Source organism: Natrinema pellirubrum DSM 15624, from assembly GCF_000230735.2.
In the GTDB taxonomy this organism is placed as follows: domain Archaea; phylum Halobacteriota; class Halobacteria; order Halobacteriales; family Natrialbaceae; genus Natrinema; species Natrinema pellirubrum.
Map to the genome: position 1 here is coordinate 2,103,267 of NC_019962.1, position 17,179 is coordinate 2,120,445.

Consider the following 17,179-nt stretch of genomic DNA (forward strand, 5'->3'; position numbering starts at 1 on the left):
GAGAAAACACATGAGTTTCGACGACACTGACGAGGGTCCGGTCGACGGCGAGGGAGACGAACCGCTCGAGGACCACGACGTCGTCGAGCCGGGTGGAGAGCGCCGTAATCCGACGGTCGAAGAACTCGACCAGCGGCTGATCGACCTGCTCTCGTGGATCCTCGATACGGAGACCCGCGCGAAGATCTACGTGTTCCTGCTCGCGAACCCGGGGAGTACGTCCGAGGAGGTCGCGAAGGGGACCGGTCTCTATCCCAGCACCGTCCGCGAGGCGCTGGCGGAACTCCACGAGGAAGAACGGGTCACGCGGGAGAAACGGGAAAACGAGGGGGCCGGCAACAACCCCTACGAGTACACCGCGATCCAGCCCAGCGAACTCGTCGGCGGTGTCGTCGACCAGGTCCAGGCGGAACTGAACACGATCTTCACGCTCGATCGTATCGTCGATCGGGAGGCCGACCGCGGGACGCCGCCCGATCTCGAGGACGAGACCGAACCGGTGACGATCACGATCGACGACACGGCACCGACCCGCGAGTCCGACGAGTCGGACGACGCCGACGTCATCGAGTTCGAGGATGAGACGGACACGGACCCCATCGGGACGGATGCCGACGACCCGGCGGACGGCGACGAGTAGTCGGGAGCCGACTTACGCCTCGCGGACGAGCGGGACCGGCCGCTCGAGTTCGAGATCTCGATCGACCGCCGTCGCAGTCATGGTCGGCCAGCGATCCGTCGCCGTCAGGACGTCGATCCCGTCGTCGGTGACGAGCGCCGTATCCTCGCTTTTCGCGCCCTGTACTGTGGGGTTCCACGCGTAAGCCATCGGCGCTTTGACGGGCGCATCATGGCCGGGCGTGGCGATCCACTCCCGACCGGCGAAGCCGGCGGCCCCGCCCTGGTGGTGATGTCGCCACTCGCCCTCGTAGCCGACCGCGTCGTACGCATCCTGTATGGCCGCGAACACGGCTCCTGCGGTACCGCCGGTGGTTCCGCTGCCGTCGGTCTCACCATCGATGGCCGCCGCCTGCGTCGCCGCCAGCGCCGTCGTCTCCACGCGAGCGGCCGCTCTGTGGCGCTCCTCGAGCCAGGCCGGCGGGTCGAACGCCACGGTTCGGGTACAACTCGCGTGGAGACCGCCCCGTTCGGCGGTCACGGAGACGAGGACATAGTCGCCGAGTTCGGCCTCGGTCGGGGTGTAGTGGCGGTAGCGCTGGACGCGTTCGGCACCGCCGACCAGAACCACCGGCGTCTCGATGTTCCGGGCCGACAGCGCGACCTGCAGCGCCGAGGCGACTTCGTGTTCCGTATCGTCGCGCTGTAGCTCCCGACAGACCGATTCGACGGCGGCCGCCGTCTCCTCGCCGAGGTCGCGGTAGCGCTCCCGGTCGCGCTCGGTCAACGGCTGGCGCAGCGCGGTCGGATCGACGCGCTCGAGGCCCGGGACCTCGATGTCCGCGGCCGCCCGTTCGTCCGGGCCGACGCGCTCGGCGATCGCCGCGGCCAGCGACGACGCGTGCCAGGGGAACTCGACGACCGACACCGCGTCGGCATCGAGGTCAGGGAGTTCCTCGGCGACGATGCGATCGGCCTCGATGTTGTTCGCCACGAGCGTGATCTCGGTCCCGTCGTACCCGACGGCGGCGACGCCGGCGTCGCCCTCGCGGTCGACGACGTTGTTCCCGCCGGTGAGCCATGCGAATGCGTTCGGCCGAGCGAACCAGACCGAATCGAGTCCGGTGGACTCGAGGTGGGCCTCGAGCCGGTCGTGTTTGTCCATATCGGGTGCTTGCGAGGCCGCGTCTTGAATGCGGCGAACGCCGGTCTGCGGGGTCCCGTGAGGGAGCCACAAGAACGGTATCCCGCCCCGATTCCCAGCGAATCGGACGACTCGGTCAACCTAAGTAGGGGCCGTCCTAACGGCCGCTAGAGACCGTGTCGTACGATAATCACACGCCCGACTCGAGGTTTCGATCGTTGATCGATCGGTTCGGCTTCCCGCACCTGCTGACGGTAACGCTCGCGCTGGTCGCGACGACGATCCTGCTGGGGATCGCCGCGAAGGCGACGGGCTCCGGGCTGGCCTGCGAGGCCAACTGGCCGCAGTGTGACGCCGGACCGTTTAACCTGTTCCCAGCGAACCTCCCGAGTTTCTACGAGTGGTTCCACCGCTTCGTCTCGATGTTCGCCGGCTTCGCCATCATCGGCTCCGCGATCGCCGCCTGGCGACTGCCCGATATCGACCGAAACGTGGCCGGCCTGGTCGTCCTGGGGATGGTCCTGACGCCGGTCCAGGTCGCGCTCGGTCGCGAGACGGTCACCACGTACACGATGGATATCCTCTCCTTGCACTTCTGGACGGCCGTCACCATCTTCACCCTGTTTCTGGTCGCGACCGTCCTCGTGTGGGCACACCGACTGACCGGCCGCCACGTCGCCGCCGCGCTCGTGCTGGGGCTCGTCGCCCTGCCCGTCCACGTCGCGCTCAGCCCCGTCGTCGGCTCGGCGCTCTCGAGTTACTCGCCGACGATGCAGATGGCCCAGTACGGTGTGACGCTCGTCCTGCTGGGTGCGGCGATCGTCGCCGCGATGGTCGGTCGTCGCCGCCTGACGGGTCGCGCCGTCATCCCGCTGCTTGCGGCACCGCCGATCGTGATCGCCGTCCTCTTCTTCGGCCGGCAAGCGATCAACCCCGCGCTCGAGGTGCCGTACCTCGTCGCGGTGGCCGTCTCGCTGGTCTCCTTCCTCGCCGGACTGGTGCTTACCCGCTCCGCGAACGCGACCGAGGGTGGCGCCGACGCGCTCTCGCCCTGACCGGGTACGGACCGGACCCGCCACCGTTCTTCCGAGTCGGATCAGCCCATAACCACGACGATCGCGGCCCCCGTGAGAATCGAGCCAAGACCCAGTCCGAACAGTCCGTAGTTCGCGACCGGGTTCGCCGCGGTCGTCACCTCGAGGGAGTAGCGTCGCCGCGAGAGGGGCCAGAACGGGCGGACGCCCATCGGCGTCAGCGCGTCGACGAACAGATGGGAGCCGACCGAGACGAAACCGACGAGGAAGGCGAAAGTCACGAAGCCGACGTCGGCGAAGGCCGAGGACGCGTCGACGAGGACGCCGGTGATCGTCGCGAGGCCGATGCCGACCAACAGCGCGAACGGGATCGTATGGGTCGGCCCGCGGTGGTCGATCAGCGGGAGCCGGTGGTCGTAGTCCGGCAGCGTCGAGAGCGCGACACAGACGAGGCCGCCGACGATCGCGACCTCGCCGTAGCCGCCCACGGCGATGATGGTGCCAAGCGGTGCGTACGCCGTGAGCGCACCGCCGTAGTGGCCCACCTGATACATGTGCGACATGATCGGCCAACGGGGCATAAAGCCACCGCCATCCGCCCGCGAACGGCGGACAGGGCGATACCGGCCCGGAGCGTACCCAGTAGCGAACGGGACCGGTGGCGGGCGGCCCCGTTCGCCGCGACCGATGCGGTTTTGATCGCGAACCGCCTCCGAACGGCTGTGCGAAACGTTACGGACAGGACGAGCAACCCGTTCGGACTGCGTGCGCCGGTCGACCGCTCCGACCCCGAGGACCGGGCCGCCGTCTTCGGCTACGGCGACGCCAACGCCGACTTCCACGTGATCGGCGACTATCCCGGCGTCCATGGCGGCGAAACGACCGGGATCCCGTTCACCGAAACTGAGGCCGGACTCGCCGTCCAGGACGTCGTTCGCGCGGTCGGGTTCGCGAGCGGCTCGTCGGACGGCCCCGTCCTCGAGAACTGTTTCTGGAGCTACGTCTACCTCTGTAGCCTGCCCGCGGACGAAGCGCCGACCGACGACGACTACGCCGACCTCGAGCGGTTTTTCGACGCCGAACTCCGCGCGATCAACGCACATATCCTCCTGCCGGTCGGTGCCCGTGCGACCGACCGGGTCCTCCGGGAGTACACGACCCAACGCCGTCGGTACGACGACACCCTCGAGATGGCTGCGCTACACGCCCGCGAGATCCGCGGACGAGGGGTACTGGTCGTTCCGATCAGGGAGCCAAGCGAGTGGATCGACGGCGACCGCGAGGCGATCGTCTCGCGGCTCGAGGCCCTGCTCGCGAGCGATTACCGGCAGACGAAAGGAGTCGCGACGACGGTCGGCTAATCGGTCTTCGGGGCGAAAACGAGCAGTGCCGTACTCGCCTCGCGCGCGTACGGAGAGATGTCCTGATCACCGTCGAACCGAGCGATATCGCCCGGCTCGAGGTCGTAGACCTCGTCGCCGAGGGTGAGTTCGACGGCTCCCTCGAGCAGGTGGAGGACGACGTTCGACTCCGGATGGCGGTGTTCGGGAACACGCTGCTCCTCGGTCAACTCGAGACGGACGGTTCGTGGCGTCTGTACGTCGAAGACTTCTGCGTGGGGCGCATCGTCGAGGCGCTCGAGCGACGTGACTTCGGGCATATACGAATCGAAACGGGTCGTGGACTTATACCTCCGGACGAATCGGTTCGACCCGATCGACGACGTAGCCGGCGCGCTGTCGGCGGTGGAGCCGATCGGCAGTCGAATACACGACATCCCAAGACGTTCTATTTGAACTGAATCCTTGTTTCCGACGAAAAGTTAAACTGAATGCGTAATGATGGAGTTTCGTATGGAGGTCATCAATCCGGCCACCGGCGAGCGAGAGCGGACGGTCGAGGAGCATACCGAATCCGACGTCGACGACGCCCTCGAGCGGGCAACGGCGGCCTACGAGGAGTGGCGGGACCGACCGATCCGCGAGCGTGAGGAACTGCTCGCGGCCGCAGGGGACGTGCTTCGCGAGAACAAGCGCGAGTACGCCGAGACGATGACCCGGGAGATGGGGAAGCCGATCTCGCAGGCGATCGCCGAGGTCGAGAAGTGTGCCTGGGTCTGTGACCACTACGCCGAACACGGCAGCGCCTACCTCTCGGCCGACGGCCATCCGAGCCCGCCGGGCTCGTCGGTCGAGACGGTCTACGATCCGCTCGGTCCGATCCTGGCGGTGATGCCGTGGAACTTCCCGTTCTGGCAGGTGTTCCGATTCGCGGCACCCCATCTCACGTCGGGGAACGTCGGGCTGCTCAAGCACGCTTCGAACGTCCCCGGCTGCGCGCAAGCGATCGAGGACGTGTTCCGAAAAGCGGGCTATCCCGAGGACGTCTTCCAGACGCTGCTGATTTCCTCGGATCTTGTCGACGACGTCATCGAAGACGACCGCGTCAAAGCCGCGACCGTCACCGGCAGCGGTCCGGCCGGTCGCGCCGTGGCTTCGACGGCGGGCGACCAACTCAAAAAGTCCGTCCTCGAGCTGGGCGGGAGCGACCCGTTCGTCGTTCTCGACGACGCCGATATCGAGGCCGCGGCCGAGACCGGCGCGTGGGCGCGCAACCAGAACGGCGGTCAGTCCTGCATCGCCGGCAAGCGATTCCTCGTCCACACCGACGTCTACGACGGGTTCCTCGAGGCCTTTGTCGACGAGGTCGAGTCGCTGACCGTCGGCGATCCGACGGACGGGGAGACGGATATCGGCCCGCAGGCCCGGGCGGACCTCATGGACGAACTCCACGCACAGGTCGAGGCCAGTGTCGCGGCCGGTGCGGAGCTACTCACCGGTGGCGAACCGCTGGACCGCGAGGGCGCGTTCTATCCGCCGACCATCCTCGCGGACGTTCCCGAGGGCTGTCCGGCCGACAGCGAGGAGACGTTCGGGCCGGTCGCCGCGGTCTACGAAATCGACGACGAGGACGCCCTCGTCGCCAAAGCCAACGACACCGAGTTCGGCCTCGGGGCGACCATCTGGACGGAAGACCGCGAGCGCGGCCGACGGCTCGCCCGCGAGATCGACGCGGGCTGTGTCTACGTCAACCAACTCGTCAAATCCGATCCGCGGGTTCCCTTCGGCGGCGTCGGGGAGTCGGGCTACGGGCGCGAACTCGCGCGAGAGGGCATGCTCGAGTTCGTCAACCGGAAGACGGTCTGGGTCGAGTGAGCAGCTGAGACACCCGTTCGAACCTGCTCACCAGTCCTGTTCGCTTTCCGTCGACGACCCGCCGGCCGTCGGTCGGGAGGTCGTCGCGATCGGCAACCCCTTCGATCTCGAGGGGACGCTCACCACGGGGATCGTCAGCGGCGTCGACCGGTCGATCCCGGCACCGACCGGCTACAGCATCCCCGACGCGATCCAGACCGACGCCGCGGTCAACCCGGGCAACAGCGGCGGCCCGCTGCTGACGCTGGAGGGCGCGGTCGCCGCGGTCATCAACTCCGGCGGCGGGGACAACGTCGGCTTCGGCATCTCCGCGGCACTGACCGAACGCGTCGTCCCCGAACTCGTCGAAGACGGGGCGTACGACCACTCGTTTCTCGGCGCGTCGTTCACCGACGTCACGCCCGCCGTCGCGTCCGCGAACGACCTCGCGGACCGCGGCGGGCTACTCGTCGTCGATATCGTCGGCGGCGGGCCGGCGGCCGGCGTCCTCGAGCCGAGTCCCGGAACGGAGTACACCGGTCGGAGACGCGTGCCCGTCGGCGGTGACGTTCTTCTCGCCGTCGACGGGACGGCACTGGCGACGAAAGAGGACCTCGAGCGCTATCTCGCGCTCGAGACGCGACCGGGCGATACCGTCGAGTTGACCGTCCGCCGCGACGGCACCGAACGGTCCGTCTCGCTCGAACTCGGGACCCGTCCCGCGCGTCGCGGGCCGTACCGATAGCGGGACGGGCCCGTGCCGTGTCCCGGTTCTCGGCCGGCCGTGACTCAGGGGGGACGTACGGATCGCCATTTAAGTACCATACGAGAACATGTTCCTGGGTCTTCTCGGCCGGTAAGAACCGATTGACCCCGTTATACGCCGGCTATTCTTAGCACGAACTGTCATGAGTGATCGAATCGGCGCACCCGGACTGGGGCTATCGCGACGCGAATTCGTTGCTGCGACCGGTGGCGTGGCGGCACTGACCGGCATGGCCGGCTGTGTGAGTCGGGGCTCTCAGGGAGACGCCGGCTCCGAGGAGCCGTCCGCGAAGTCCGCGGGGTCGGAACCCGACCTGCCGTGGACGAGTTCCCCGGAGGTCGTACAGGTCGACGAGCAGGGCGGGAGCGTGACGCTGCAGTCGGTATCGGCCCAACACGCGGTCCACCCGATGGACTCGATGGGCGGACCGGTAGAACTGCCGCGGGTCTGGGCGTTCAAGGCCGACGACGGCGAACCCAGCGTTCCCGGCCCGATCCTCCGAACGACCGAGGGCAACGACATCGAAGTCACCCTCGACAACACGGGCAACGATCACCCGCACACGCTGCATTTCCACGGGGCACAGAAGACCTGGGAGAACGACGGCGTCCCGACGACGACGGGGATCACGGTCAACCCCGGCGAGAAACACACCTACACGATTCCGGCGAACGTCCCGGGAACGCACCTCTATCACTGCCACTACCAGACCCATCGCCACATCGACATGGGGATGTACGGTATCTTCCGCGTCGATCCGAAGGGGTACGAGCCCGCCGACAAGGAGTACTTCTTCACGCTGAAAGACTGGGATTCGCGGGTCAACCGCCAGTTCGCCGGCGAGGACGTCGACTACAGCCCCCGGAACCGCAACCCCGACGTGTTCACGATCAACGGCAAGAGCCTCCCGCGGACGCTCCACCCCGAGGAGGGTTCCCCGATCATCGTCGACCACGGCGATACCGTCCGCCTCCACATGGTCAACGCGGGCTATATGTCCCACCCGATGCACACGCACAACCACCGCTTCCGGCTGATCGAGAAAGACGGCGGCCAGCTCCCCGAGGCGGCCCAGTACGAACAGGACGTCACCAACATCGCGCCTGCAGAACGTCACACCGTCGAGTTCGAGGCCAATGCCGACCCCGGCATCTACCTCATGCACTGTCACAAGGTCAACCACGCGATGAACGGCGACTCCTATCCCGGCGGCATGGTCAACGGCATCGTCTACCGGGACGCGATGGACACCGACGTCTTCGCCGACCTCATGTCCTACGCGGGCTACGAGGGCTGACCCGACCCGATCACGGCCGGTCTCGAGGCCGTGACTGCTTTCCATCGAGATAGCTACTCGGTTTTTCGCTCCGACTCCAACGGCGACCACGGACCCCGACTCGAGGCACTGCTCCCCGTTCGCTCGAGTCCTCGGAGAACCTACTGCAACCGCTGGCCGCTGTCGCGAGGGGTCAGGGACGACTTTCCGTTCCGGGCCGAACGTCCGGGTCGGTCGCAACCGGCGTCTCGTCCGCGAGCCGCCGCCGACCCGCGGCCGTGATCTCGTACCGCTGGCCGCCGATCAGTCGAACCTCGTCCCGCTCGTAGAGTCGGTCACAGACGTGATCGACGGTCACTGGATGGGTATCGATCGCCGCGGCGAGATCGACGACAGCGAGCGGCCCGTCTGCAGCCAGCACCTCGAGAACCGGGCGGTCGTTCCCGGTCATCTATCGATCACGGGTCGCCCCGTAGGCGTCCAGTAGTTCGCGGTAGCGGTTCCGGACCGTGACACCGCTGACACCGGTTTCCTCGCCGATCCGCTCCTGTGTGAGGCCCTCGTCGGTCAGCCGACCCGCCCCGTAGATCGCCGCCGCAGCCAGTCCGGCCGGGCTCCGCCCGCTGTGGAGGTCCCGGTCCTTTGCCGCCTCGAGGATCTTCCGAGCGAGGCGTTCGGTCTCGTCGCCGACACCCAGTTCGGAGGCGTACTGCGGGAGGTAGTGGATCGGGTCGGCGGGCTCGATTTTGAGCCCCAGCTCGCTCGAGAGATAGCGATAGGCCCGCTGGATGGGCAGTTTCTCGACCCGGCTGACCGACGCGAACGCGACGAGCGTCCGCGGGGTGCCCTGCTGGCGGGCGGCCGCGTACAGACAGGCGGTCGCCATCGCCTCGATCGACCGGCCCGGCAACAGCTCTTCCTCGACGGCCCGGCGGTAGATGACGCCGGCCGTCTCGCGACACGGCTCGGGGAGGCCGAGCGCCGACGCCATGCGCTCGATCTCGCCGAGTGCCTGCTTGAGGTTCCGTTCGCGGGCGTTTTTCGACGTAAAGCGTTCGTTCCAGGTCCGCAGCCGCTGGAGTTGGCGGCGCTTTCGCCCCGAGATCCGGTTCCCGTACGCGTCCTCGTCCTGCCAGCCGATCGTCGTGCTGAGGCCCTTGTCGTGTTTGCGCGCCGTGACCGGCGCGCCGACTCGACACCGGTCGTCGCCGTCGTCGTCGAAGCGTCGCCACTCCGGTCCGTAATCGATTCCGTCGGCATCGAGAACGAGCCCACAGTCCGCACAGGCTCGCTCACCGTGTTCCTCGTCGTAGGCGATCCGGCCGGTACACTCCGGACACTCCGAACGCTCCCGCTCGGGAGCGGCATTGCGCTCGCCGTTCCGGGTCGTCCGCTCGTCGGTCGCGTCGACGCTCGTTCCAGTCATATGTCTATCATCGCCGGAGTCACCCCCGGTTCGTATGCTGTCTTCCCTTGGAATGGAGGGAACGGACAGTATCAACGACCGGCGGATTCCCACGGCCTGAGAACGGGGCGCACGACCCTTGTGTCACAGCCACATAGTCTGGATTCGAGAGGAACAACGTTTATTCGCTGCAAGCCGTCACCACGGACGAATGTCGAACGAGAGGGACCCGCTCGAGGACATCGAGATCGACGACGACCGCGTCGAACGGGGACTCGCACTGCTGGCCCGTCTCGAACACGAACAGTTGCCACTCCCCGATGCCATCGATCGGATCGAGACGGTCACGTCCGATCCAACGGTGACCAGGACGATCCTCGACCGGGCCGAACTCCACGGGATCATCGACCGCGAAGACGGTGTCATCCGCCCCAAGAGCCGTCTGTACGTTCGCTTCGAGCGAGACGTCATCACGAAAGAGGGGGACTTCTCTTGCCGGCGCTGTGGCTCGGGACTGAAGACCGGCTACTTCATCGACCTCGAGGCGGGCGAACTCGGCCCCTTCGGCTCCTCGTGTATCCGCAAAGTGACCGGGCGGGACGACTAACGGCCCTGTCGGAGTTCCGCGATCAACTGCTCGATCGTCTCCTCCTGTCGCTCGATGATTTCGGTCTGTCGTTCGACCGCCGCCTCGAGGGACTCGATCCGCTCTAAGAGTTCGGGGTCCGTTTCGGCCGGCGTTCGCTGTGCCCGTCCGGCCTCTTCGACGGCCGGCTCGTCATCGCTTGCCGACTCGAAGACCGATCCGGTTTCCGTACGGCCCCGCTCCGACGAGCCGACATCGGCACGTGCGTCGCCCGTCGTCCCGCGGGCCGACGACTGGGCCGCCGATTCACTGCCGGCCGCGGTCCCCGCCGACGCCGATCCGCTCGCGGCAGTATCGTTGGCCGTCCCGTCGGCGAGGGGATCCGTCGATCCGGTCCCACCGGCGTCACTGGTCCCCGCCGTCTCTCGATCCTCCGGTTCGGGCGGATCGGCGTCCAGCGGATCGACCCCGCCGCCGAAGTCCATCGATCCCTCGTCGGCGGCCGCCTCGTCCTCGTCGTCACCGACGGTCAGGTTGAACTCCTCGAGCGACTCGACGTCGTGGTAGTCGAACAGCGCCCGCTGGAGCCGTTCCCGGAGGTCGTTTGCCTCCTCGTTGGGGGCCTTGATCCGCTGTGGGCGGCCGTCGACCGTCAGGACGATCTGGGTCGCGACGCTGCCGTCCTCGAAGGTCAGGTTCGTCACGTCCTCGAAGCGATACTCCTCGTAGTCGCCGTCCCAGACCGCGCCGCCGATGTGTTTGACCAGACGGTCGCTCGTGACGATCAGCGTCAGTTCGCTGAAACGGTAGGTCTTGACGACCGTCTCGCCGGGATCGGTGATCCCGTTGCCGTTTAACACGCCCGCCAGGACGGGATGGAGAACGTCGTCGGTCTTTTTCGCGGGAACGGCGAACTCCCGTTCGCCCTCGAGGGCGTACTCGAGGGCGAACTTGGTCTTTCGCCGGCCCTCGGAGATGGTTAGCCGGTCGGCGTCGTGGGGGTATTCGTCGGCCGATTCGTCGCTCAGGAGGCCGTCGGCACGGTAGACGATGGTCCTCGTCGGCGTGATGAAGAGTTCGTCGTCACTGCCAAGAGAGACTCGCGCCGCGATCTCCTCGCCATCGAGAGAAGCATCGACGATGCCGGGAACGCTCATGCCGCGCCCTTCGTAACACCGTGTGATAAATCCGTGGGTCCACGTTGCACGCCGGATTCGAATGAGAAGGTTAAAGAAACGGACCGCACTATCCGTAACTGAGCCCGGGTGGCTTAGCTGGACATAGCGCCGCACTCATAGGGTTCAGAGATTCGGTGCGGTTTCGCCTTGGAAGCCTCCGTGTCCCATAGAGGACTGCCGAGCCTCGAACCTGGGACATGCGGAGATCGAGGGTTCGGAGCCCTCCCCGGGCACTTGCTTTTGACGCGACGTCACGAACGGAGTGAGTGACGAAGTAGTCCCCGCTCTCGAGTGTGATGACCGACGCCCATGGACCGCTGAGCGGGGACAATAGTTGCAGTGGCCGCTGGGACGATTCCGAGTCCCTTGGAATCGGAACGAGATTGATAACCAGTTCGACGAATAACTTCATCGTCGCGTTCCCCGCGCGACAGTGACGATCCAATCAGCATCCACCCCGATTCGTCCCGTTTCCGCCCGGCGGCCGTCCCCCTGTGCCCATCCGGGCGGGTTCTGCGGTCTTTTCGACGCGATCCGATCGCCAAGCGAGCGCTGTTGCCCGCGAGCGTCACGACAACCGGGACGACCGCGATCAGGCGTCGCCGTCTTCCTCGCTCCAATCGGTGAAACAGTCCGCCGGCCGGACGTCGCGGATGGCCTCTTCCCCCTCGCTCGGGATGTGTTTGAAACAGCGCGGCTCGCCCTCCGTTTCGGCGATCCAGGCCGCCTCGCCGCCACACTCCGCACACCGCGGGGCACCGCCGAACCGCAGCGCGAACCACCACCGCAGGTTCTCGAGTCGCTCCCGGACCGCCGCATCGAGGCGGCGTCGGAAGCGTGAGAGTCTGCCGTCGGTCACGGTCGACCACCCGTCTCGGGTCGGTCCCGGTCGTCGATACACATGGACGACACTACCGGCGGCAGCCACTTCGGCCTTCCCGATTCGTGGGCCTCGAGAAACCGATCGAGTATCGTGTCGATCACGGCCGGTCTCGAAAGGGATGCGGGTCGAAGCGACGGGTGTACCGGCTAGCTCCGTTCTTCGTCGGAGAAGCGCCACGGCGCGTCGGCGTCGACAGGCGACTCGTCTTTCGATAGCGGCACGTTGTGATACAACTGCTCTAAGTGGTCCATCGTGTACTCGACCGAGTACCGTTCGACCGCCGCACGGGTGTCGCGGTCGGTCTCGAGACAGGTCTCGATGGCGTCGACCATCGCCTCGAGGTCGCCGTACGCGAACCGTTCGCCGTTGTCAGCGCCGATTGTCTGCTCGAAGGGCAACACGTCGGTGGCCGCGACGGGGGTGCCACAGGCGTTGGCCTCGAGCGTCGAGAGCCCGAGGGTGTCGGCGGTCGAGGCGGTCAGGAAGACATCGATCGAGGAGTAGAAGGTCGGCAGGTCCTCGCGCGGGAGGAATCCGCGGACCTCGACGTTGTCGGGGGCGTCCCGCTCGAGGGGGGCCCGGTACGGCCCGTCACCGACGATCACGAAGTCGTACTCGGGCAGTTTCTCGGCGACCCGGAGGATCTCGCTGACGTTTTTCTCCATACTGAGCCGGCCGCTGTAGCCGATCACCGTTCGGTCGGGGTACCAGTCCTCGTCGGTCCGCTGGAAAAAGTCCATGTCGATGCCGACCGGGAGTTGGACGTGTTCGACGTTCCGGTCGATCCGCTCGGTCGAGGCGGTGACGATGTCGAACCCCTCGAGGAAGGCGTTCTCGAAGGGAACGTACAGTTTCGAGAGAGCGTTTGCGACCGACTCGAACTTGACGTTCTGGTGGAAGTACTCCTCGAGGGGGGTGTGGTGCGTATAGATCGACGGCAGATCGTGTTTGCGGGCGTAATACCGACCCAACAGACCGATAGGGGCCGGTCCATGACAGTGGACGACGTCGAGGTCGGGCAGCGTCGACGGCCGCCGAGTGAGGGGAATCCGATAGCCGGGGTAGAACGGGTTCGACACCGATTTGACGGGGACCTCGCGCTCGCCGGGGTCGTAGTCGCCATCGGGATAAATGACGTAGACCTCGTGACCTTTGCGTTCTAACTCCTCGCGCCACAGTTTGATCGTGTACGTTACGCCGTCGATTTCGGGAAAGTAGCTGTCCGTGAAAAATCCGATCTTCATGGTGTCACCGCCGTGTACAGCGACTGGTACTGGTTCGCGACCGCCTCGAGGGAGAACGCCTCGCTGCGGTCGGCCGCGTTCGATCCGAGTCGGTCCCGGAGGGCGGGATCCCGAAGCCGCTCGAGGGCGTCGACGAACGGCGCGACGCCGTCGCCCGACGCCTTGAGACAGTCCGCGCCGTCCTCGAGCCACGAGAAGGTCTCGATGTCCCGGACCAGCACCGGTTTGCCGGCGGCCATCGCCTCCAGCAGCGCGATCCCCTCGTTTTCCTCGTGGGTCGGGAAACAGAAGATATCGCCCGCCGCGTAGGCCCCCCGGATGTCGTCGATGAAGCCGGTGAACGTGCAGTTTTCCGGTGCGTTCTCGATCAGTTGCGTCGTCTCCCGACCCTTCAGAGAGAGATCGAGTGGCCCGAACCACGCGAAGTCCATGTCGGGTAGCCGCCGCGCCAGTTCGACGAACGTCTCGAGGCCCTTGCGCTTGATGACGTGACCGACCAGGAAGACGGTCGGCGACTCGAGGTCGTATCGGTCGCGGTACTCGGCCTCGAGGGAGTCGAACCCCTCGAGTTTCCCGCGGTCGACGCCGTTCGAGATGACGGTCGTCGGGGTATCGGTGTAGCCCTCGATCAGCCCCTGATTGTACTCGGAGGGACAGACCAGAGCGTCGGCGAGCCCGTAGGCCCACCGCAGGTACGGTTTCAGCGGTTTAGCGAGCGCGTTCGTAAAGCGAAAGCTGTCGCCGAAGTCCTCGGCGGTGACGTGGGTGTTCGCGACGACCGGAATTCCCTTCGAGCGGGCCCGCCGCGCGTACCAGACCGAGCGCGGGCCCATGAGGTTACAGTGAAACACGTCGGCCTCGAGGGTCGGTTCGGTCGTGTACTGCAGCCCCAACTGGTCGAGCATCGCCCGCTGATGAGCGACGGACTCGCTGATGCCCCCGGTGACGTGGTCCTCGAGTTCGAAGTAGTGGCTGATCTTCATGCCCGACTCCCTGTGGCTGTCGTCCCGGCCGTCGTCTCCCACCCGATTCATCGATCGTTCCTCACCGACTACGAGACCTCGAGCCAGGGGACCTCCATCAGCGGCGGGATGTGTGTCTCGATGTGGTGTTCCCAGACGCCCTCCTCGCCGAACGCTTCCCCATGGTCGGCGGTCACGATGACTGTACCGTCCAGTTCCGGGATCAGTTCGGCGACGGACTCCAGCGCGATACGGAGGTTCTCCTCGTACAGCTCCAGCGCTGCCTCCCGGGTGCCGTTCTTGACGAGATCGGCAGGATCGAGTTCGAGCCAGAGTCCCGCCTTCTGGGCGAGTTCGCTGCCGTCGAGTTTGTCCTCGACTTTCGGTCGGATCGTGTCCCCGAGCGACGAGAGCGCGCCGCCGCCGGCGTCGCCCTCGCCCTTCTCGGCTTCCTCCTGTTTCCGGATGCCCTTCTGGATCTGTTTGAGCTTCTGGCCCTTCCCGCGGGAGAGATATGGCGCGTGGGGCTGCATATAGTGAAGCACCGTTCGGTCGGCCCGCTCGACGGCGTCCTGATTGTCGTAATAGGCTTCAGCGAGGCTGTCCGGCGGCACCGTTCCGAGATCGTCGTCCCAGCCGGACTTCCAGACGTCGTGGATATCACTGATGTGGTCGGAAGCCGTCCACTCGTAGTCGCAACTGGCTCCCCACTTGAGTTCGTTCAGCGGAATCCCCAAGTCGTTGATAAATGGGTTCCCCGAGAAGTAGGCGATGTCGTGATCGTCCTGAAAGGTCCGATAGGCCCACTCCGGCGTCGACGAGCCGACGCTCCATCGTTTCTCCAGCGTTCCGTCGAGGTAGTCGTCGTATACCTCGCTGAATACGTCGTACCGGCACGCATCCAGCACGAGACAGTAGTCCCAATCGGACTCGAGGAAGTGCTGGTCCTCCATTAGTTGCGGCAACCTTTCGAGTCGACCTACGTATTCTTATTGGTTCCCGGAAAGTCACCGTAACCCGTCAGTTCCGGTGTTTCAGTCACTGTACGCCGATGTATCGTCCGCCGCTGAGGACGGCAACCGAAGCGGTCACTCGAGGTAGCCGAGTTCGCGCAGTCGCTCCTGAGTCCCCTCGTCGGCTTCGGCCAGTGCGTCGGCGTCGTCGGGATCGGTCTCGCTGGGATCGTCCCACGCGCCGCCGACCGCGTCCTCGAAGCGGGCCAGCGCCCGCTCGGTCGCCGCGACGACCGCATCGTCGTCGGGATCGATAGGCGACTCCTCGGCCGGGTCCTCGTCGAGCCGGTACCCTTCGTCGGGGATCCGATCCGCGCGGACGTACTTGGCGTCGGTGCTGCGGGCCGCGCGCAGGCGCGAGTACGCGCGATGATCGTTCGATAGCTCGATCCCCGCCTCACTGGCTTTCTCCTCTAGGTGATGGAGTTCGATGACCGGCTGTGCGTACTCGACGAACGCGTAGTCGTCGCTCGAGGCGTCCCCCGACGTTTCGTCGCCCTCGAGGACGGCCCGCTGGCCGGGATCGGGCTCGCTCGCGCCCTCGAAGGCGCGATACTCGCTCGAGAGCAACGATCGGGTCGGGTCGCGGGGGACGGGCGCGTCGTCGCCGGTCGTCCCGACCGCAGTCGCGGGATCGACGCCGACCGCGTCGAGGACCGTGTGATAGAGATCCAGCAGTTCGACGAGGTCGTCGCGTCGGTCGGCCTCGAGGTCGGGGTGTTTGACCAGCAGCGGGACGTTGATCAGCTGGTCGTAGAGGGCGAACTCGTGGCCGTAGAGGTCGTGTTCGCCGTGGAGTTCCCCGTGGTCGGCACAGACCACAACTGTCGTGTCGTCCCATTGGTCTGTCTCGCGCAGCCAGTCGAACAGTCGGCCGAGTTCGGCGTCCATGTGGGCGATCTCGGCGTCGTAGAGCCCGCGAATGTCGTCGAACTCAGCGTCGTCGATCTCGCGAGCCCCGGAGTTATACTCCTTCGAGTTCTGGCAGACCTCACTGGGGTCGACTCCCGGCGCGAACTCCTCGCGGTACTCCGCGGGCGGGTAGTACGGCAGGTGAGCGTCCATCAGATTGACGAAGCCGAACCAGCCCTCGTCGCTGTCGCTGTCGTCGATGAAAGACTTCGTCCGGTCGATGACCGACGGCGTCTTCGAGTCGGCCCCCTCGCCGCTTGCCAGTTTGGCGTGGGCCTTGGCCCCGATGTGGACGATCGACGACGCCAGTTCGCGGAGGTAGGCGTTGTCGTTGACCGCCTGCCAGGCGCTGGCCAGCGGCCCCGAGAGGACGTCGCCGGGCAGGACCTCGAAGAACGAATCCTGTCTGTCGAAGCCGTCGGTCAGGCTCGTATAGGGCGTGATCCAGGCGTTCGAGGAGTAACAGGCCGTATCGTAGCCGGCCGCCGACAGCGACGACGCCAGCGTCGTAGCGTCGTCGAGGTACGGACTTCCCTGATCGGCCCCGTGTTCGCTCGGGTAGAGCCCCGTAAACAGCGAGGCGTGTACCGGGAGGGTCCACGGAGCGGGGGCGACCGCCGACTCGAAAACGGTAGCCTCCTCGGCGAACCGGGAGAGTGCCGGCGTCGTCGACCGCTCGTAGCCATAGGGCTCGAGGTGGTCCTTCCGGACCGTATCCAGCACGACGAAGAGGACGTTCGACCGACGGGTGTCGGGTTCCGTCTCCGACCCCGTGCCGACTCCCCGTATGGCTGCAGTCCCGCGCGCCGTCGACCGCGACCGTTGACGGTCGCCGTAGCAGAGAGCGGGCGCTGACAGGATGGCAGAAGAATTCAGGTAACTCACTGGGCGTATTCGACCGGACGCACAATTTGTTATGGACCGGGTACGGGAGCGGAACCGGCGTCTCGTCGCCGTAGTGAGT

General features: G+C 66.2%; 18 protein-coding genes and 1 tRNA gene. 8 read left to right on the top strand and 11 right to left on the bottom strand.

The features are described 5' to 3' along the window. Positions 1-10 precede the first annotated feature (10 nt). Positions 11-640: a helix-turn-helix domain-containing protein gene (locus NATPE_RS10115; protein ID WP_006180559.1), complete on the top strand. Its 630-nt coding sequence runs from the start codon at positions 11-13 to the stop codon at positions 638-640. Positions 641-652: 12 nt separating this feature from the next. Here NATPE_RS10115 and NATPE_RS10120 read toward each other — a convergent pair whose 3' ends face one another. Then, on the bottom strand, positions 653-1,783 hold the full coding sequence (locus NATPE_RS10120; protein ID WP_006180558.1) for a M24 family metallopeptidase: 1,131 nt from the start codon (positions 1,781-1,783) through the stop codon (positions 653-655). A gap of 155 nt (positions 1,784-1,938) precedes the next feature. Here NATPE_RS10120 and NATPE_RS10125 point away from each other — a divergent pair, with 155 nt between their 5' ends. Beyond that, complete coding sequence (locus NATPE_RS10125; RefSeq protein ID WP_015299016.1) at positions 1,939-2,817, top strand: COX15/CtaA family protein; 879 nt, start codon at positions 1,939-1,941, stop codon at positions 2,815-2,817. A gap of 41 nt (positions 2,818-2,858) precedes the next feature. On the opposite strand, the gene NATPE_RS10130 is transcribed toward NATPE_RS10125, so the two are convergent. Then, positions 2,859-3,350, bottom strand: coding sequence for a metal-dependent hydrolase (locus tag NATPE_RS10130; protein ID WP_006180556.1), 492 nt, complete (start codon positions 3,348-3,350; stop codon positions 2,859-2,861). A gap of 168 nt (positions 3,351-3,518) precedes the next feature. On the opposite strand from NATPE_RS10130, the gene NATPE_RS10135 reads away from it, so the two are divergent. After that, positions 3,519-4,157 carry a uracil-DNA glycosylase family protein gene (locus NATPE_RS10135; RefSeq protein ID WP_015299017.1) on the top strand — a complete coding sequence of 213 codons (639 nt, stop codon included), beginning with the start codon at positions 3,519-3,521 and terminating at the stop codon, positions 4,155-4,157. Here NATPE_RS10135 and NATPE_RS10140 read toward each other — a convergent pair. Further along, on the bottom strand, positions 4,154-4,456 hold the full coding sequence (locus NATPE_RS10140) for a cupin domain-containing protein (protein WP_006180554.1): 303 nt from the start codon (positions 4,454-4,456) through the stop codon (positions 4,154-4,156). The two genes, NATPE_RS10135 and NATPE_RS10140, sit on opposite strands and share 4 nt — an antisense overlap. 193 nt (positions 4,457-4,649) lie before the next feature. Here NATPE_RS10140 and NATPE_RS10145 point away from each other — a divergent pair, with 193 nt between their 5' ends. From NATPE_RS10145 to NATPE_RS10155, 3 genes are all read left to right on the top strand, one after another. Then, positions 4,650-6,011 carry an NAD-dependent succinate-semialdehyde dehydrogenase gene (locus NATPE_RS10145; protein ID WP_006180553.1) on the top strand — a complete coding sequence of 454 codons (1,362 nt, stop codon included), beginning with the start codon at positions 4,650-4,652 and terminating at the stop codon, positions 6,009-6,011. Further along, entirely contained in the window at positions 5,905-6,735 is an 831-nt protein-coding gene (locus NATPE_RS10150; RefSeq protein WP_081597653.1) for a S1C family serine protease, read from the top strand. The genes NATPE_RS10145 and NATPE_RS10150 overlap by 107 nt, the downstream gene beginning before the upstream one ends. A 163-nt stretch (positions 6,736-6,898) precedes the next feature. Further along, positions 6,899-8,053, top strand: coding sequence for a multicopper oxidase domain-containing protein (locus NATPE_RS10155; protein ID WP_006180551.1), 1,155 nt, complete (start codon positions 6,899-6,901; stop codon positions 8,051-8,053). Positions 8,054-8,225: 172 nt separating this feature from the next. Here the strand turns inward: NATPE_RS10155 and NATPE_RS10160 are convergent, their stop codons facing one another. Continuing rightward, on the bottom strand, positions 8,226-8,483 hold the full coding sequence (locus NATPE_RS10160; RefSeq protein ID WP_006180550.1) for a MarR family winged helix-turn-helix transcriptional regulator: 258 nt from the start codon (positions 8,481-8,483) through the stop codon (positions 8,226-8,228). Further along, positions 8,484-9,458, bottom strand: a complete 975-nt coding sequence (locus tag NATPE_RS10165) for a transcription initiation factor IIB (RefSeq protein ID WP_006180549.1) — start codon at positions 9,456-9,458, stop codon at positions 8,484-8,486. 190 nt (positions 9,459-9,648) lie between these two features. Between NATPE_RS10165 and NATPE_RS10170 the strand changes: the two genes are divergently transcribed. Further along, the gene (locus tag NATPE_RS10170; RefSeq protein ID WP_006180548.1) at positions 9,649-10,044 is read left to right on the top strand and encodes a DUF5830 family protein; all 396 of its coding nucleotides are present in this window, start codon (positions 9,649-9,651) and stop codon (positions 10,042-10,044) included. On the opposite strand, the gene NATPE_RS10175 is transcribed toward NATPE_RS10170, so the two are convergent. Further along, on the bottom strand, positions 10,041-11,180 hold the full coding sequence (locus tag NATPE_RS10175; protein ID WP_006180547.1) for a DUF7115 domain-containing protein: 1,140 nt from the start codon (positions 11,178-11,180) through the stop codon (positions 10,041-10,043). The genes NATPE_RS10170 and NATPE_RS10175 overlap by 4 nt on opposite strands. 102 nt (positions 11,181-11,282) lie before the next feature. Here NATPE_RS10175 and NATPE_RS10180 point away from each other — a divergent pair. After that, a tRNA-Met gene (locus NATPE_RS10180) sits at positions 11,283-11,434 on the top strand. 359 nt (positions 11,435-11,793) lie between these two features. Here the strand turns inward: NATPE_RS10180 and NATPE_RS10185 are convergent. From NATPE_RS10185 to NATPE_RS10205, 5 genes are all read right to left on the bottom strand, one after another. Further along, positions 11,794-12,060 (bottom strand): hypothetical protein, encoded by a 267-nt coding sequence (locus NATPE_RS10185; RefSeq protein WP_015299018.1) that lies wholly within the window; start codon positions 12,058-12,060, stop codon positions 11,794-11,796. Between the two features lie 170 nt (positions 12,061-12,230). Next, positions 12,231-13,328 (bottom strand): glycosyltransferase, encoded by a 1,098-nt coding sequence (locus NATPE_RS10190; RefSeq protein ID WP_006180545.1) that lies wholly within the window; start codon positions 13,326-13,328, stop codon positions 12,231-12,233. After that, a complete protein-coding gene (locus NATPE_RS10195; protein ID WP_006180544.1) occupies positions 13,325-14,311 on the bottom strand; it encodes a glycosyltransferase family 4 protein in 987 nt (328 codons plus the stop codon). The genes NATPE_RS10190 and NATPE_RS10195 overlap by 4 nt, the downstream gene beginning before the upstream one ends. Before the next feature lie 68 nt (positions 14,312-14,379). Beyond that, the gene (locus NATPE_RS10200; protein ID WP_006180543.1) at positions 14,380-15,243 is read right to left on the bottom strand and encodes a hypothetical protein; all 864 of its coding nucleotides are present in this window, start codon (positions 15,241-15,243) and stop codon (positions 14,380-14,382) included. A 135-nt stretch (positions 15,244-15,378) separates the two neighbouring features. After that, entirely contained in the window at positions 15,379-17,004 is a 1,626-nt protein-coding gene (locus tag NATPE_RS10205; RefSeq protein ID WP_275040164.1) for a sulfatase, read from the bottom strand. Positions 17,005-17,179: the final 175 nt, after the last annotated feature.

Coding starts and splice junctions, on each gene's coding strand:
- NATPE_RS10190 (WP_006180545.1), bottom strand. CDS start 13,328: ATGAAGATCGGATTTTTCACGGACAGCTACTTTCCCGAAATCGACGGC.
- NATPE_RS10170 (WP_006180548.1), top strand. CDS start 9,649: ATGTCGAACGAGAGGGACCCGCTCGAGGACATCGAGATCGACGACGAC.
- NATPE_RS10200 (WP_006180543.1), bottom strand. CDS start 15,243: ATGGAGGACCAGCACTTCCTCGAGTCCGATTGGGACTACTGTCTCGTG.
- NATPE_RS10195 (WP_006180544.1), bottom strand. CDS start 14,311: ATGAAGATCAGCCACTACTTCGAACTCGAGGACCACGTCACCGGGGGC.
- NATPE_RS10145 (WP_006180553.1), top strand. CDS start 4,650: ATGGAGGTCATCAATCCGGCCACCGGCGAGCGAGAGCGGACGGTCGAG.
- NATPE_RS10160 (WP_006180550.1), bottom strand. CDS start 8,483: ATGACCGGGAACGACCGCCCGGTTCTCGAGGTGCTGGCTGCAGACGGG.
- NATPE_RS10175 (WP_006180547.1), bottom strand. CDS start 11,180: ATGAGCGTTCCCGGCATCGTCGATGCTTCTCTCGATGGCGAGGAGATC.
- NATPE_RS10120 (WP_006180558.1), bottom strand. CDS start 1,783: ATGGACAAACACGACCGGCTCGAGGCCCACCTCGAGTCCACCGGACTC.
- NATPE_RS10165 (WP_006180549.1), bottom strand. CDS start 9,458: ATGACTGGAACGAGCGTCGACGCGACCGACGAGCGGACGACCCGGAAC.
- NATPE_RS10155 (WP_006180551.1), top strand. CDS start 6,899: ATGAGTGATCGAATCGGCGCACCCGGACTGGGGCTATCGCGACGCGAA.
- NATPE_RS10130 (WP_006180556.1), bottom strand. CDS start 3,350: ATGTATCAGGTGGGCCACTACGGCGGTGCGCTCACGGCGTACGCACCG.
- NATPE_RS10115 (WP_006180559.1), top strand. CDS start 11: ATGAGTTTCGACGACACTGACGAGGGTCCGGTCGACGGCGAGGGAGAC.
- NATPE_RS10140 (WP_006180554.1), bottom strand. CDS start 4,456: ATGCCCGAAGTCACGTCGCTCGAGCGCCTCGACGATGCGCCCCACGCA.